Source organism: Sebaldella sp. S0638 (genome assembly GCF_024158605.1).
Classification (GTDB): domain Bacteria; phylum Fusobacteriota; class Fusobacteriia; order Fusobacteriales; family Leptotrichiaceae; genus Sebaldella.
This window is the reverse complement of the sequence record NZ_JAMZGM010000087.1, coordinates 1-14,581: the sequence shown is the minus strand read 5'-3', so window position 1 is coordinate 14,581 and position 14,581 is coordinate 1. Positions and strand designations below refer to the sequence as shown.

Here is a 14,581-nt window from a genome sequence, read left to right as displayed (position 1 = left end):
TTTAACTGGTTTAGTTTACTTGTTAGTTTTTCTATATCCATAGGTCATCTCTCCTTTCGGGTTTTATGAAGTTTTTTGGTAATGTCACTATATGCGGTTCTTATCTCTATACGTGATAAAACTATGCAAAAAAAAGTTTCTCTATAGACACCTTATAATACTTGGCTATTTTCTTTTTTATCTCATCTCGTGGTATTCTTTTACCATTTTCGTACATACTTAAAGTCGATACAGCTATGTTCAAATCTCGCGCAACTTCATCTCTCCGCTTATCTCCCCTTAATTTTCTTAGTTCGTCTTTGAGTGCCATACTAACACCTCCTTTATCTCTTTTCGTGATTAGAATATATCACTTTACGAGATAATAGTCAAATAAATTCAAATTAATTTATCATAAATTTCACGTTATGAGTTTTTTTCTTGACCAAACACACAATTTGTGATACCATCAATTTAGGAGGTGAATTATGGAAGATTGCAGCTTCGGAAAAAGGCTTAAAGAACTCCGAAAGCAAAAAGGTATAACACAGGAGCAGCTTGCTTCCGAACTAAAGTTAGGTGTCTCAACTGTAGGTATGTATGAGTTGAATGCCAGAGAACCAAACTTTGAGACTTTAGAAGCAATAGCAGATATTTTCAATGTAGATATGGACTGGCTTCTTTGTAGAAGCGACATCAAAAATAAGTATCAGATGTTGAAAACCGAATCAAAAAACCTATACGAAATTGACACATCAATGCTCACACCGGAAGAAATAGAAACATTTAATAAGGTTACTGGTGTCAATAAACAGTTATTTTTTGAAGATATCGACGAAGAACACGATATGGCATTATTTAAACAAGCAGTGATTGACATTTTGATTAAACAGAGAGGTAAAAAATAATTAATTGGAGGAGTTTCCTGAATGTCCGAAGAAAATTTTAGCAGAATTGCAAATAATTTAATCGCCACTTATGGTACAAATGATCCTTTTAAACTAGCCAAGTATCTTAATATACAGATAGTGTATTTAGATTATAAAGCTTGGCTCGGTTTATACTCTAATATCAATGGAGTAAGAACAATATTTATAAACAATAATTTACCCAAAATATCTCAAGATGGGGTGTGCAGTCATGAAGTAGGGCATTCTTTCCAACCTTTTAAAGAAAGCGTATTCATGAAAGAAAAGTTCCTATTTGAAAACAACCGAATAGAAAGAGAAGCTAATGTTTTTGCTGCAACACTTATGTTTAGCCGAGATATCGATGAATCAGAACTGACAGAAACCGACAAAATGCTACTTAGAAATTTAGAAAAATATAAACTTTATTAAAAAAGCCCCAATAACGGGGCTGAGGAACTCTCATCAGTAGAGAATACGGCATATAATCACAAATGCGATTATTATTCCTATTCGTAACATTAGAGTCCTCCAAATTGTCAAAATTTCGGCTTTGTGGAAGCCGATAGAAGATTATAGCAAATTTAAAATAAAAAAGCCAGATAATATATCCAGCTTTTTTCCACAATTTAAATTTCGACAATTTGTTTTCATGTTTATATTACCACAAATACTAGAAATTGTCAATACCGACACATTTCAAATGTAACACTAAAAAAGTCTCTCCCGACCAAGAAAGAGACTTTAAAAAAGTGATGTGATTCCTAACCAATATAATGGAATTATATCACACTTTTACTAAAAATAAAAGGATGTGATTTTTTATGAGAAATCCTAACGGATACGGAAGTGTCCATAAACTTTCAGGAAAAAGAAGAAAACCCTATGCTGTACAGATTACTACCGGATGGGATGAAGAAGGGAGACAGATAAGAAAATATTTAAGCTACCATACTTCAAAATCAGAAGCAATGAGAGCATTAGCTAAATACAATGATAATCCTTATGATCTTGACAATGTTTCTGTCACTTTCGCCGAAATATATAATAAATGGAGCGAAATTAAGTTTAAAGAGATAGGAAATTCAGGTGTCTGGGGATACCAAGCAGCGTTCCAAACTTGTAAATCTATCCATAATATAAAATTTCAGGATATCAGAACAAATCATCTGCAAGGAATTATACAAACTTGTGGTAAGAAACATCAGTCTCTAAAAAAGATAAAAGTTTTATTCAATCAGCTATTTGAATATGCTATGAAACATGATATTGTTATGAAAGATTACAGTGATTTTGTAGACGTAGGCAAAAACAAGGAAGTCTCTACAAGAAAACCTTTTACTGTGGAAGAAATCCAAATTTTATGGGATAATTCACATTTACCCTATGTTGATACTATTCTGATTATGATTTACACGGGTTTTAGAATAGGGGAGTTGCTAGATATTAAATTAGGAGATATCGATTTGATTAACAGAACTATCACAGGCGGATCAAAAACAGAAGCTGGTAAAAATAGAATTGTTCCTATACATGATAAAATTTTTGATTTTATTAAAAACAGAATGGAAGATAATAAAAGTGAGTATTTGATATGTAATTCGAGAAATGGGAGGTTAGCATATCCTTCTTATAAAACACTTCACTTCTACGATATTATGAGAAAACTTAGTATGAAACATAAGCCTCACGACTGTAGACACACTTTTGCCACATTGCTTAATAACGCAGAAGCAAATAGCACATCAATAAAAAACCTAATAGGGCATAGTAGCTTCCTGACTACTGAGAAAATATACTCTCATAAAGATGTAGAGGAATTAAGAAAAGCCATTAAATTAATTGACTAATTTTGTCTGCTTATTGTCAGCTATTGGTTAAATTTATAGGTATTTTACAAAAATTATAATAAGTTAAAACATAGTAAAGACGGTAAACATTGACTTTAAAGGGGGTACTTTCTTTATTTAAGAAATAATGTTATAATAGCTTTAGTTAAATTGTTCAAAAATAAATTACCAGAGAGGAAGAACTAATGTTTGAGTATAATAAACTAGATGAAATGCTGAAAAACGCGAGTTTGAACTATAACACTCGTCCTGTTGAAAAATTTGAAAACTATTCTCCTTCTGAAATGTCAAATATTCTTAACCACAGTTTCGAAGATGACAGTATAATTAATTTTAGGAATGATTTTTCCAGACTCTCATTTAAGGATATACCATTTTTTAATTCTATAAAATATTTTTTGAGTATAATAAATCGAGAAGGAGAAATAAAATTAACAGCTTCAGGGAACTTACCGGCAAAATATGTAAAAGAACTGTATACTAAAGGTTTTATCGAAGATACTTCAATGGAAAACAAAAGTGCGAAAGCCGTAAGCGAGATGGACATAGCCTATATACATCTTACTAAAGTAATATGTTATGTTTCAAAGCTTGTCAAAACACATAAAGGGGCTATTTCACTTACCAGATTCGGTAAAAGCATGCTCAGCAGTGACTTTGAGCTGCTTAGAATTATTTACACAAACTTTTACCAAAATTACAATCTTGCATATATGGATGACTACCCTGATTTTGATTTTTCACAGGTATTCCCGTTTTTTGTCCTTTTAGTTGGAAAATACGGCGATTCCGGAAAAAGCCTTGACTTTTATTATAATAAAATGATAACTGCTTTTCCGGCACTGAATGTCCCGTTAGATCTTGAAGAATTTGTGGATCTGGACTTAGATGCGGACATTGATTTTAACCAAATCTGCAAAGCTGCATTTGAATTTCGTATAATCGAAAACTTTCTTGCTCTTTACAATTTTGTAGATTATAACAATAATACAAAAATATTAAAAAAATCAAAAATTTTCAACGAATTATTTCTAATTTTACCTAATAACACTGCGCTAAAAGCTAATTCCGAAAAAATTATGTAATTATATATCATCAGAACAGTGTTTATAAGGCTGTTCTGTTTTTTTATACAGCATTAAAAAAAAGTCTGATTATTGGTAATATATGCCAAAATCAGGAAAAAGAGCAGTATGACCTGTCACAAAAATATTATCAAATCATACATGTATCTTCAAACGACAGAAATATTTTTTGATGTAGAATCAAAACCGAAAGATTTAAAACAAATACGAAAAATTTAAATACTTTGCAATAAAAAAAATACACCCTGCTCACTTTATAAAAAAGTTTTCGGGTGTATTTTTTTGTATCTTTTATTCCATTATACTTGCTTCTTTTACTACTTCATCAGGTATTTTTATTCCCAAAAGTTCCATATTCTTTTTATTAATTGTAATCTTAGGCTTTTGAACTACTTCTATAGGTATATCTTTAGGAGTCTTTTCTCCTTTTAGTATAGCAGCTGCCATTTCTCCCGCTCTATAGCCTATATCATAATCTGTAGTCCCTTGTGATATTAACGCTCCTCTGTCTGTATACACAGCATTAGCGCCAAAAATAGGTATTTTCAGAGCATTCATTTTTTCCAGTAATGCAGGAAAGCTGCTTGAAAGTGTATTATCCTGTATTGCAAAGAAAACATCTATATCTCTGCTGAGCTTTTCAAGTGCTGCCATAAATTCCGGTGCAGAAGTAACACCTTCTGCGAGTACTTCTATCCCTAATTTTTTACCTGCCTGTTCTGCTATTTCTACCTGAAATACAGAGTTTTGTTCTGAAGTGTTATATATAATTCCTACTTTTTTTACATTTGGAAATATTTTTTTCAATAATTCAAGATTTTTTTCTATCTCCGGAAGACCGCTTGTTCCTGTTACATTTGCCTTATTTGTAAGTCCTGCACCTTTTGGATCAGAAACTGATGCGAATACTACCGGTATTGTGTCTGTCGCTGTGGCTGCCGCTTGTGCCGACGGTGTTGCTATTGCAAAAATAAGATCTTTTTTATCTTCTGCGAATTGTTTTGCTATAAGCTGCTGTGTTGGTATTTCCCCGTTAGCCACTTTATCATCTATCTCTGTTTCCAGTCCGGCATCTTTCAGTGCATCAATAAAACCTTTTTTGGAATCATTTAATGCAGGGTGGTCTACTATCTGTGTGACACCTATTTTATATACTTTTTTCTGTTCAGTCTGTGTTTCGGTTTTCGGCTCATCGCCCTTAGGCTCTTCTTTACTTCCGCAGGCCGTGAATAGTAACAACCCTGTTAACATCATTATTATACTTAAAATATTTTTTTTCATAATTATCAGCTCCTGTTATTTTCTATAAATATTAAATCCAGTTCCCTGCTGATTAGCCATTATTGTAACATCTGTTATCTGTACTCTCTTGGGCTGGTTTGCCACATAGAGAACCACATCGGCTATATCTTCAGGCTGTAGTGCCTCAATCCCTTTATAAATGCCTTCTGCTCTGTCTTTGTCTCCGTGGAATCTCACTTCGCTAAAATCTGTCTGTACTATTCCCGGCTGTATTGTAGTTATTTTTATGTCTTTATCTATTACATCTATTCTTATTCCATCACTCAGTGTTTTCACTGCCGCTTTACTTGCACAGTATACTGCTGCCTTCTCATACGCATAAATACCTGCTGTAGATCCCATATTTATAATATGACCTGAATTATCCCCGACCATTCGGCCGATCACTTTTCTTGTCACATATACAAGACCTTTCAGGTTAGTATTTATCATTTTTTCTATATCCTCAATACTGCTGTCCTGAAATTTGTCCAATCCGCTTGCAAGACCTGCATTATTCACAAGAATATCTATTTTTATATTTTTATCTTCGATATCTTTTATTACGCTGCTGACATTTTCATAGTCTGTAACATCCATTTCATATATATGTATATGGCTGCGCCACTTGTTCTTAATATCCTGTGCTATCTCATTAAGATTTTCTTTTCTTCTTGCACATAGTATCAAATTATCCCCGTATTCGGCAAATTTATAAGCTGTAGCTCTGCCTATCCCGGAACTTGCACCTGTAATAAATACATTCCTTGCTTTCATGTCAGCCTCCTTTTGATTTATTATCCTAAAAACTTACCATTTTTAATAAAATGTTCTATTTTTTTTATAGCTTCATCAGAGTACATTATCATTGTATGTCCCTTCCTAAGCTCGATAAACGATTTCTGACCTTCGACTTTCGTGGAATCCACAGCTACTATACCGTCATTCCTCTTTCCTTTAAAATATTTATCAAGAAAAAAGTAATAATTTCTTCCCCCGGCTATTATTCCGCACTCAAAATTTATTTCTCCTAATCTGTTTACAAAACTATTTCTGCTTCTCATTATCTGTGCACATGCAGGTCCGTGTATTTTATAAAATCTGTTTGCCAGTTCACTTCCTTTGTTTGGCGGTGCAAGCATAACCACACGCCCCGGATTCTTTATTTCATGAGTCTTAAACAGGTATCTTACCAGTATACCTCCCATTGAATGTGTCACAAAATTTATTTTCTGCTCTTTTTTGTTTAGTTCATTTACAGTATCCATCAAATATTTTTCTACAAGTACTTCTATAGGATATTTTAATGAATTGTACCCGATATTATATACATCATATTCCTCTTTAAAATGCTTTTCTATTTTGTTCATAGAATTCTTTGTTCTTCCCAGTCCGTGAAGCAGTATTACAGCCTCTTTCATTCCAATTACCTCCCGAAATACAGTATCCAAAAGAATAAAAAAAGCCCCTACAGGCTTATAATATATCTATAAAAAAAAATTTTATATATAAAATAAAAAAAGTAAAACAAATAAACCCAATATGAAAAGATATTCAATTTTTTAAGGTTAAATTTGCCAACTCCAACTTCTCATTTTATTTCCTCCAATTATCTTTATATAATCTAGTATATCATTTTTTCGGATAAACTCAAATATATTTTCACTATAATATGTATATATTAAATATATTTATATTTTCCCATTATCACATTTTTGATTATGTTTGACATTTAATGATTAGGCGACTGCTATAATAATTGATTTAAGATAACTTTTTTATTTTAAATAAACTGTCACTATTGCATTTAAAAAAATCTAAATGATATTTTTTATATTTTTATCTATAATTCATATATACTGTAAAAATCAGACTAAAAAACCGCCCTTTAGACAAAGGCGGTTTTAGTTATAAATAAATATTGCCATATGCATCAGAATCTTTTAATAAGGCAACAATTCCTTCTATAAAAGCTATGATTGATGGTATTCCCGTCCATGAAAACAATATATAAATTATCCCTTGTACAGGCTTTCCCGCATAAAACTTATGAATACCAAGCCATCCCAGAAAAATAGCAAGCAATGCATAAACTACCTTATGTACAGCTCTCTTCCCGTAATTCACGTCAACTCTTTCTCTTTTTTCTTCAAATACACTAAAATCATCATCATATCTTCCCATATTTCCTCCTCTATTTCTATACCATTGCTAATTTTATATGCTTTTCTATATATAATTCTTTTTATAATTCTACCATATTTATATCTTTATTCAAATTATTTTTTCAACATAAATGAGTTATATTATTTAAAATATAGCTCATAAAGTCTATTTCTTATTTTATCATCTCAGATTTCTGAATTTATTCAATTTTCACTTTTATATTTCATATGAAATATAAACATCTAAAACAAAAAATGAGCCCCTTTTACAAAGCTCATCTTTTATCTATGCTCTTTCAGAGTAAACACTTACTCTTTTTTTATTTTTTCCGAATTTTTCGAATTTAACATATCCGTCAGTCAGAGCGAATAATGTGTAGTCTCTTCCAAGACCCATGTTTGTCCCTGCGTGAAATTTAGTACCTCTTTGTCTTACTATTATATTCCCGGCTTTTACCAATTCACCATCAGTTCTCTTTACACCTAAGTATTTAGGATTACTGTCTCTACCGTTTTTAGTTGATCCTTGACCTTTTTTAGATGCGAATAACTGTAAGTTTAATTTTAATAACATTAGGACTCCTCCTTCTCTATCAATTTTACTTCGTCGGAATAATCTTTTGCGATATCTTCCAACATTTTATACATAGATTCTAGCAATATATTCAGTTCAGCTTTTCTTCCCTTTAAATCAATATTTTTCAAATTACAGTCTATTAATCCTTCACTATATACATAGTCTGGTTCTAATTTTAATAATTCCAATATACCATTTAAAGTCTGTGTAGCAGATATTGATACTGCTGAACAAACTATATCCTCACCGTACTCCCCGTGATAAGCGTGACCTTTCACGGTAAATCTTACGATTTCTCCGTTTTTCCGGCAAATGTTTATCTTAATCATGATTAAACAGTAATAGATTTTATTTCAATTCTAGTAAACTGTTGTCTGTGACCTTTTTTTCTGTAGTAAGTCTTTTTGTTATACTTGAAGTTGATCTTTTTATCACCTTTACCGTGTGCCTTTACTGTAGCCACTACTTTAGCTGAATTAACTAAAGGCTTACCTACTTCTACTTTATCACCATCGATAATCATTAATACTTCTGTTAATTCTACATCAGAATCAACGTCAGCTGCTAATTTCTCAACTTCTAAAACTGTACCTTCCTGAACTTTATACTGTTTTCCACCTGTCTTGATAACTGCGTACATGTTTTCACCTCCATAATTTCAAATCGCTTAAGGTAAGGCATTAGCTGACCTTCTTAAGGCGTATACCCAGATATAATATCACAAATACTGCTTGTTTGTCAATTTTTTTATTCTTTTCCAAAATTTTCACAGCAGAATTTTATATTGATTAAAATATTTCTTTTTGTCTGATAAAATTAATTGTTATTTTTTTTATCTCCTGATACTATTTTTACCTTTTTTATTGTAATTAAGGCATTTTCAAAAAAATTCCTGAAAGCTTCAGATTCTTCCTTTTGCAGGACTGGAAGTAAATTTTGATTCTTTAGTGTAAATTCCGGAACTTCAAATTCAAATTCTTTACTGTGAGTTGCGAGTTTGTATCTATTATCCTTAATTATTTTTGCACTAATTACATCTTCCTGCTCTATTTCAGTCATCTCTTCTATTTCTTTTATTTCCTGATCCATTTTCAAAAATACTACATCTTTTGTTCTGTCGTTATAAGCCACTAAATATGTTATATAATCTTTCTTAAACAGACTTTTCTTTTTTTGCACAGCATAAACTATTTTATATCTTTCAAAATTTTCCAGATTACCGCTTATTATTTTTTTTATCTTTACTGCACTTTCATTACTCTCACGCCTGCTAGGCTTATCTTTTACCATTTTTCCTCCTGTTACCTTTCTATATTTTACTATATTTTCTTAAAATAAATTATAATCGGAGATTATCCCGTCTACTCCCATTTTCTTGTAATATTCGGCTTCATCTTTTGTGTTCACAGTCCATATATTCACGAAATAACCATGTTCGTGACATTCTTTTATTATTTCTTTGTCCGCAAAATAATAAAGTGAATTATATCCGTCTGCTTCCGCGGCCTTTATTACAGAAACAGGATCTACCGGTCTTGAAGCTACCAGCACCGCTGTTTTCAGCTTTTTATCCCTCTTTTTTATTTCTTTCAGAATTACATGGTCGAAACTTGAAATAAGAACCCTTTCCTCAAACGAATACCTTTCCAGAATATATATAAGTTCTTCAATAATTCCGTTTTTCTGAAATAGTTCTTTTATTTCAATATTCAGTTCCATATTAGTGTCTTTTATACTCTTTATTACTTCTTTCAATAAAGGAATTTTATCTGTAACTGACAGCAGTTCCTCATATGTAAGTTCTGAGATTTTTTTACTATTGTCAAAAAGTCTTTTTAAGTCATAATCATGAAACACAATAATCTTACCGTCTTTTGTCATCTGAATGTCTATTTCAGCCATATCAAAACCCAAGCTGACAGCTTCCATTATACTTTCCAGAGTATTTTCCAGCTTAATTCCCTTTACTCCTCTGTATCCTATTTTTTTCATAATATCACTCCCGGCATATATTTATTTTAAACATATCTGCTGTCTGACTCTATTTTTACAATTCCTGTGAGGAAAGTTCCATTCTCTTGATTTTTCTCATTTCCCATCTAATCATATTTACTGAAAGTACAAATGCGAAAAAATCTGACAGAGGTGCTGCTATCCATATACCTTCCGACCCTATGAATCTTGGCAGGATTAATAAAAACGGTATTAATAATATTATTTGTCTTGACATTGACAATACCATGGAAATTACTGCTTTCCCTATTGACTGGAAAAAACTTGATGCTATTACCTGAAATCCTACCAGTGCAAATCCTAGACAGTATATTCTTATTGCATGTGTACCGATCTCTATGGCTTTCATGTCATTTTTACTTATAAAAAGTCCTAAAAGAACCTGCGGCATTGTTTCTATTATTATAAAAGATCCTACACATAATATAGTAGAAACAAGCATTGCCAGTTTCAGCGTCTTTTTTACCCTGTCGTACTGTTTTGCTCCGTAATTAAATCCAATTATAGGCTGTGCTCCCTGATTTACCCCGAATACAGGCATTAACAGTATCATTGTTACTCTGCTTATTACTGCCATTACACCTATTACAAGATCAGATTCACTTGAATTATAAGCGTAAACTATCTGTCTGCTTAATATAAACTGAATCAGGCTTCCTGCCATCTGAAGCATAAATGGTGCAAATCCTATTGATACTATAGACCATACAATATAAGATGAAAGTTTGAAATTCTTTAGTCTGAATTTCAGCAAACTGCTTTTTCCGAAGAAATACACCGTAACCCAGATACAGCTCACAGCCTGTGCTATTATAGTTGCCCATGCGGCACCTGCTACTCCCATTTTAAGCGGTACTATAAATATATAATCCAGTATTATATTTGTAACTCCGCCTATTATCATAGTAAACATAGCTATTTTCGGACTTCCGCAGCTTCTTATTACGTTGTTAAGTCCCAGTCCTACTATCTGAAATACTGATCCTATTAACATAATATTGGTAAATTGAATAGCATAATTTGCCACTTCCGGATTTAGTTCCAGTGACTTCAAAATTAGTGTAATCATAACTTTTCCCGCTATACCTACCAAAGCATATCCTATAATCATCAGAACCATAGCATTTCCAAGATACTTTTCCGCCCTGTATTTCTTCTTTTGCCCCAAAGATATGGAAATTCTTGCTGCTGCCCCTATTCCTACCAGCATTCCTACTGCCATTATGGTATTAGTAATAGGAAAAGTCACGCCAACCCCTGCCAGTGCATTAGTCCCCACGAACTGTCCCACAAATATAGTATCTACTGCTCCGTATAGTGCATTTACAAGCATTCCCACCACTGCAGGTATGGAAAATTTAAATAATAATTTCCCTATACTGTCTTTTTCCAATGATATACTGTTTTCCATTTTTTCCTCCTTGCATTGTTGGTTTATCCAAAAAATAATAGAAGTCCAGTGATAAAGACTTCTATATTTTATAATATTAATCTCAAATTTTATTACAAAATATCCCCGCTATAAAAATATATTATACATTATTTCATTTATACAAAGCAACATTTTTTTCTAAGTATCCGTTAAATTAAAACCAACATAAAACACCATGTCTCTTTATCCGATTTACGCCTGAAAACATAGAACCGTTAGTGATTTTTTATTCTCAAAAAAATAAAAACAGAGCGTGTTAATTAACCGTTATTGATCTTTTACTGATCTTTCCACTCTGTTTTATGATTTTATTATTAATAGTATTGTTTTTGTATATCAAGCTCTATAATCCGCAGCATTTCCCATGCATCGGAATCACCTTCCTGAGCTGCAATCCTGTAATATCTTTTCGCAAGATCGTATTTCTCCTGAATATAGTATAGATTCCCAAGATTATAAACTGAACCTTTTACATTTTTTACTATGGCCATTTTATAACATTCTTCTGCAAGGTCATATTCTTCACGATCCATATATATCATTGCCAGATTATTCAGTGCATTTTTACTTCCCTCATCTATGGCTTTTTTATAGTATTCTACTGCAAGATCATATTTTTTTTCATCATTATATAGTAATCCGAGATAAAAATATGCATTTTTATTTCCATCTTCGTTTAGTGCTTTCAGCAGGTATTTTTCCGATTCATCATATTTTTTTTCATTCAGGCTTACTATTCCTAATTTCAGGTTTTCAGTATCAGCTAAAAGACAAAATGAAAATATTATAAATGTTATTAGTATAAAAAATTTCCTTTTCATAAAAACTCCTTGAACTTTTTTCTGTTTGTTTTTATATTTTACCATAAATAAAAAAAAGATCATACATATTTGTTCATCTCTATTTTGCCATAAAGTTTAACTTCTGTAATAAATCTCCCGCAATACTTGCATGTTATTCTATGCTTTTTCATTTTGGCTCCTTTATTTTGTCATAAAAAACAAGACTTTTAATAAGTCTTGCCTAAAATATATCTTATTTTTCTAATTTCAATTTCTTTGTCTGAATATCCTCTAATTTATATGTTCCATTTTTATCTTTAAATTCCTTTATTATTCTGAGTTTCAAATTACCGACTCTTTCTCCGCTGAAATTACAATAACCATTATACTCTTCTGTTTTTACAGGTACAAAAGTTAACGAATCCACTCCTAAAACTTTTTTCCCTTTGTAATAGACATGATTGGCGTCTCTTGCAAAATGTGCATCCAAAACTTCAAAACTTTCTGCTTCCGCTCCTGATATTTCTGCTGAATCATAAGTTACTTTTCCTCCTTTAGAATCATAATATCTCAGTAAAACACATCTAGTTGAAAAGCTAAATTGAAAAAATACAAATAAGCCTATTAAAATATATAATTTTTTTTTCATCTTCACTCCTTATTATTTTTTCTTTTATTATTACATACTAATATGTGTTTCATGTGAACTTTCACAAAATCAATATTCAATTCTCACTGTCCAATTTAAAACCCTCAATTAAATTCCGCTGCCCTTCTTTTTCTCCTTTTCTATTTATTCTGATTATTTTATACTAACTTATTTTCTTTGTTCAGTTTAGTGTAACCTATTTGATATTTCCCATTAACCTTTTCATATTAAATAATCCCCGTTTATTTTTTACCATACTCATCTCTAATTTTCTCAATCCAGATTATTCACATAAAAACATAAAATACACTTTCTAAACTAAAAAACAGCAGCAAAATTTTAATCCTGCTGCTGTTATCTTTATATTTTTAGAATACTGCCTTTAATGTTACTCCTGCTCTGTATTCGTCCTGATCATGTTCACCCAGTTTATATTCACCTGTTAAAAATACTCCGTATCTGTCTTCTATTTCTACACCAATACTTGCTTTTGTTCTTAACTGTCCTTTATCATCAGCAGGCTTAGCCAGTTTATGATAATCAGTTTCCACATTTACAAGTTTTGCATGTTCTCTTTCATTCAGATCGGCAAGTTCATATTCATAAGCTACATCAAGCACTCCTTTTAGCTTCCAAGAATCTTTTGTTCCTAAAGGTACTGCTGTTTTCACTTCAAACCCGGCTTTCGGCTTTACGCTCCATGCATCATTGCCATCCACCTGAAGTGCTTCCAGACCTGATTCATTAAATGAAGGTCTGTTCATATATGTTACTTTCACTCCGCCGTATGGTGTAACGCTTGAATTTTTGCCAATTGCGAATTCTCTTCCGAGATTATTATCACTTGTTATACTATATACCTGATAATCACCTGTCATATTCGAGCTTCCTGCATTAGTCCAGTTTATATTTCTATCTGTATTATAGAAACTTACTCTTCCTGTAATATCATTTTTCAGCAGCCAGTTATCCATATTATAGCTGTTATGTACTCCAAGCTGTATTGTATCTGCTTTTTCCTTACTGTTATTTCCGTCTTTCAGGTCAAAATCAGTATGAGCATACCCCAGAGAGTATCCGAATTTATGTTTGTATGTTCTTTCTACCTCTCTTAATGCATGTATTCCCACAGTAGTGTAATCATAGTCAATTACTCCGTCAGTTTCCTCTTTAGAACTTCCTTTTCCAGTAATAACATTTAATTTTATATTTTCTTTTGTATTATTTTTTGAATCCTGCATTAAACTTAATGAATTCTCAAATATTTCGCCAATAGTTTCTTCTCTCTGATTTATATTTGCATATACGTCTCCTGCAAGGTTTGACATAGTTCTTCTGAAATCCGGTTCTGTTTCTATTGTATCTACCTTGTCAAATATCAGTCCCATGTCACCTTTTGACCCAACATATTTAGTATCAAGAGCACGTCCAAAATCTTCATACCACAATCCGCTTGTAAAGTTGTCATACGGTATTTTCTGCATCCATATATCCACTTTTCCGCTTGAATTCAACACAGGCGTTGCAGACCATGTCAGAGACTTACTTCTTACTTTTACCAGACCAGAATTCGGTCCGCCGTCTTCTGTCATTGGATTAAATACATCTTTAAGTTTATATACCTCAGCATGTGTTCCTGTTGCAAATCCGCTTAATATTCCTATAGGCTCAGATGTATCAAACGACGGTGCATAAAATTTTACTGCATCAGATACAAAGTCTGCTCCCAGATCTTCTGATAATGTTGGTGTAGTTATTGTATCCGGATTTACTTTTATTGATATATGTAATGGTCAAGCAAAATGGGAACATTAGGATCCAAAGAAATTGAATCTAGCCTGGTAAGGAGTAATAAACCCA

At 32.0% G+C, this 14,581-nt stretch carries 18 protein-coding genes; 4 read left to right on the top strand and 14 right to left on the bottom strand.

Annotated features, from left to right (window positions below; genetic code table 11):
• Nucleotides 1–121: 121 nt before the first annotated feature.
• Nucleotides 122–310 (bottom strand): helix-turn-helix transcriptional regulator, encoded by a 189-nt coding sequence (locus NK213_RS16860; protein WP_253351284.1) that lies wholly within the window; start codon nucleotides 308–310, stop codon nucleotides 122–124.
• Nucleotides 311–467: 157 nt separating this feature from the next.
• Between NK213_RS16860 and NK213_RS16855 the strand changes: the two genes are divergently transcribed.
• The 4 genes from NK213_RS16855 to NK213_RS16840 all read left to right on the top strand — a co-directional run bounded on the left by NK213_RS16855 (nucleotide 468) and on the right by NK213_RS16840 (nucleotide 3,822).
• Nucleotides 468–887, top strand: coding sequence for a helix-turn-helix domain-containing protein (locus NK213_RS16855; protein WP_253351283.1), 420 nt, complete (start codon nucleotides 468–470; stop codon nucleotides 885–887).
• Between the two features lie 21 nt (nucleotides 888–908).
• A complete protein-coding gene (locus NK213_RS16850) occupies nucleotides 909–1,319 on the top strand; it encodes an ImmA/IrrE family metallo-endopeptidase (protein WP_253351282.1) in 411 nt (136 codons plus the stop codon).
• A gap of 392 nt (nucleotides 1,320–1,711) precedes the next feature.
• Nucleotides 1,712–2,737 carry a site-specific integrase gene (locus NK213_RS16845; protein ID WP_253351281.1) on the top strand — a complete coding sequence of 342 codons (1,026 nt, stop codon included), beginning with the start codon at nucleotides 1,712–1,714 and terminating at the stop codon, nucleotides 2,735–2,737.
• Nucleotides 2,738–2,922: 185 nt separating this feature from the next.
• Entirely contained in the window at nucleotides 2,923–3,822 is a 900-nt protein-coding gene (locus NK213_RS16840) for a hypothetical protein (RefSeq protein ID WP_253351280.1), read from the top strand.
• 291 nt (nucleotides 3,823–4,113) lie between these two features.
• Here NK213_RS16840 and NK213_RS16835 read toward each other — a convergent pair whose 3' ends face one another.
• The 13 genes from NK213_RS16835 to NK213_RS16775 all read right to left on the bottom strand — a co-directional run bounded on the left by NK213_RS16835 (nucleotide 4,114) and on the right by NK213_RS16775 (nucleotide 14,313).
• Entirely contained in the window at nucleotides 4,114–5,103 is a 990-nt protein-coding gene (locus tag NK213_RS16835; protein ID WP_253351279.1) for an ABC transporter substrate-binding protein, read from the bottom strand.
• Between the two features lie 15 nt (nucleotides 5,104–5,118).
• A complete protein-coding gene (locus NK213_RS16830; RefSeq protein WP_253351278.1) occupies nucleotides 5,119–5,880 on the bottom strand; it encodes an SDR family NAD(P)-dependent oxidoreductase in 762 nt (253 codons plus the stop codon).
• A gap of 20 nt (nucleotides 5,881–5,900) precedes the next feature.
• A complete protein-coding gene (locus NK213_RS16825) occupies nucleotides 5,901–6,524 on the bottom strand; it encodes a triacylglycerol lipase (RefSeq protein WP_253351277.1) in 624 nt (207 codons plus the stop codon).
• A 487-nt stretch (nucleotides 6,525–7,011) separates the two neighbouring features.
• Nucleotides 7,012–7,287 (bottom strand): TM2 domain-containing protein, encoded by a 276-nt coding sequence (locus NK213_RS16820; protein WP_253351276.1) that lies wholly within the window; start codon nucleotides 7,285–7,287, stop codon nucleotides 7,012–7,014.
• A gap of 267 nt (nucleotides 7,288–7,554) precedes the next feature.
• On the bottom strand, nucleotides 7,555–7,842 hold the full coding sequence (gene rpmA / locus NK213_RS16815) for a 50S ribosomal protein L27 (RefSeq protein WP_012862090.1): 288 nt from the start codon (nucleotides 7,840–7,842) through the stop codon (nucleotides 7,555–7,557).
• On the bottom strand, nucleotides 7,842–8,174 hold the full coding sequence (locus NK213_RS16810; protein WP_253351275.1) for a ribosomal-processing cysteine protease Prp: 333 nt from the start codon (nucleotides 8,172–8,174) through the stop codon (nucleotides 7,842–7,844). The genes rpmA and NK213_RS16810 overlap by 1 nt, the downstream gene beginning before the upstream one ends.
• Before the next feature lie 2 nt (nucleotides 8,175–8,176).
• Complete coding sequence (gene rplU, locus NK213_RS16805; RefSeq protein ID WP_253351274.1) at nucleotides 8,177–8,485, bottom strand: 50S ribosomal protein L21; 309 nt, start codon at nucleotides 8,483–8,485, stop codon at nucleotides 8,177–8,179.
• A 176-nt stretch (nucleotides 8,486–8,661) separates the two neighbouring features.
• A complete protein-coding gene (locus NK213_RS16800; protein ID WP_253351273.1) occupies nucleotides 8,662–9,135 on the bottom strand; it encodes a hypothetical protein in 474 nt (157 codons plus the stop codon).
• A 39-nt stretch (nucleotides 9,136–9,174) separates the two neighbouring features.
• Nucleotides 9,175–9,837, bottom strand: a complete 663-nt coding sequence (locus NK213_RS16795) for a glycerophosphodiester phosphodiesterase family protein (RefSeq protein ID WP_253351272.1) — start codon at nucleotides 9,835–9,837, stop codon at nucleotides 9,175–9,177.
• A gap of 55 nt (nucleotides 9,838–9,892) precedes the next feature.
• Nucleotides 9,893–11,269: an MATE family efflux transporter gene (locus NK213_RS16790; protein WP_253351271.1), complete on the bottom strand. Its 1,377-nt coding sequence runs from the start codon at nucleotides 11,267–11,269 to the stop codon at nucleotides 9,893–9,895.
• Between the two features lie 335 nt (nucleotides 11,270–11,604).
• Nucleotides 11,605–12,111, bottom strand: a complete 507-nt coding sequence (locus tag NK213_RS16785; RefSeq protein ID WP_253351270.1) for a tetratricopeptide repeat protein — start codon at nucleotides 12,109–12,111, stop codon at nucleotides 11,605–11,607.
• A gap of 214 nt (nucleotides 12,112–12,325) precedes the next feature.
• Complete coding sequence (locus tag NK213_RS16780) at nucleotides 12,326–12,721, bottom strand: DKNYY domain-containing protein (RefSeq protein ID WP_253351269.1); 396 nt, start codon at nucleotides 12,719–12,721, stop codon at nucleotides 12,326–12,328.
• Nucleotides 12,722–13,089: 368 nt separating this feature from the next.
• Nucleotides 13,090–14,313: an autotransporter outer membrane beta-barrel domain-containing protein gene (locus NK213_RS16775; RefSeq protein ID WP_253351268.1), complete on the bottom strand. Its 1,224-nt coding sequence runs from the start codon at nucleotides 14,311–14,313 to the stop codon at nucleotides 13,090–13,092.
• Between the last annotated feature and the right edge of the window lie 268 nt (nucleotides 14,314–14,581).

Bases quoted from the DNA above. Each gene is read 5' to 3' on its own strand.
- NK213_RS16780 (WP_253351269.1), bottom strand. From the start codon at position 12,721: ATGAAAAAAAAATTATATATTTTAATAGGCTTATTTGTATTTTTTCAA.
- NK213_RS16840 (WP_253351280.1), top strand. From the start codon at position 2,923: ATGTTTGAGTATAATAAACTAGATGAAATGCTGAAAAACGCGAGTTTG.
- NK213_RS16855 (WP_253351283.1), top strand. From the start codon at position 468: ATGGAAGATTGCAGCTTCGGAAAAAGGCTTAAAGAACTCCGAAAGCAA.
- NK213_RS16845 (WP_253351281.1), top strand. From the start codon at position 1,712: ATGAGAAATCCTAACGGATACGGAAGTGTCCATAAACTTTCAGGAAAA.
- NK213_RS16785 (WP_253351270.1), bottom strand. From the start codon at position 12,111: ATGAAAAGGAAATTTTTTATACTAATAACATTTATAATATTTTCATTT.
- NK213_RS16775 (WP_253351268.1), bottom strand. From the start codon at position 14,313: ATGACAGAAGACGGCGGACCGAATTCTGGTCTGGTAAAAGTAAGAAGT.
- rpmA (WP_012862090.1), bottom strand. From the start codon at position 7,842: ATGTTATTAAAATTAAACTTACAGTTATTCGCATCTAAAAAAGGTCAA.
- NK213_RS16790 (WP_253351271.1), bottom strand. From the start codon at position 11,269: ATGGAAAACAGTATATCATTGGAAAAAGACAGTATAGGGAAATTATTA.
- NK213_RS16800 (WP_253351273.1), bottom strand. From the start codon at position 9,135: ATGGTAAAAGATAAGCCTAGCAGGCGTGAGAGTAATGAAAGTGCAGTA.
- NK213_RS16795 (WP_253351272.1), bottom strand. From the start codon at position 9,837: ATGAAAAAAATAGGATACAGAGGAGTAAAGGGAATTAAGCTGGAAAAT.
- NK213_RS16825 (WP_253351277.1), bottom strand. From the start codon at position 6,524: ATGAAAGAGGCTGTAATACTGCTTCACGGACTGGGAAGAACAAAGAAT.
- NK213_RS16835 (WP_253351279.1), bottom strand. From the start codon at position 5,103: ATGAAAAAAAATATTTTAAGTATAATAATGATGTTAACAGGGTTGTTA.
- NK213_RS16860 (WP_253351284.1), bottom strand. From the start codon at position 310: ATGGCACTCAAAGACGAACTAAGAAAATTAAGGGGAGATAAGCGGAGA.
- NK213_RS16810 (WP_253351275.1), bottom strand. From the start codon at position 8,174: ATGATTAAGATAAACATTTGCCGGAAAAACGGAGAAATCGTAAGATTT.
- rplU (WP_253351274.1), bottom strand. From the start codon at position 8,485: ATGTACGCAGTTATCAAGACAGGTGGAAAACAGTATAAAGTTCAGGAA.
- NK213_RS16820 (WP_253351276.1), bottom strand. From the start codon at position 7,287: ATGGGAAGATATGATGATGATTTTAGTGTATTTGAAGAAAAAAGAGAA.
- NK213_RS16830 (WP_253351278.1), bottom strand. From the start codon at position 5,880: ATGAAAGCAAGGAATGTATTTATTACAGGTGCAAGTTCCGGGATAGGC.
- NK213_RS16850 (WP_253351282.1), top strand. From the start codon at position 909: ATGTCCGAAGAAAATTTTAGCAGAATTGCAAATAATTTAATCGCCACT.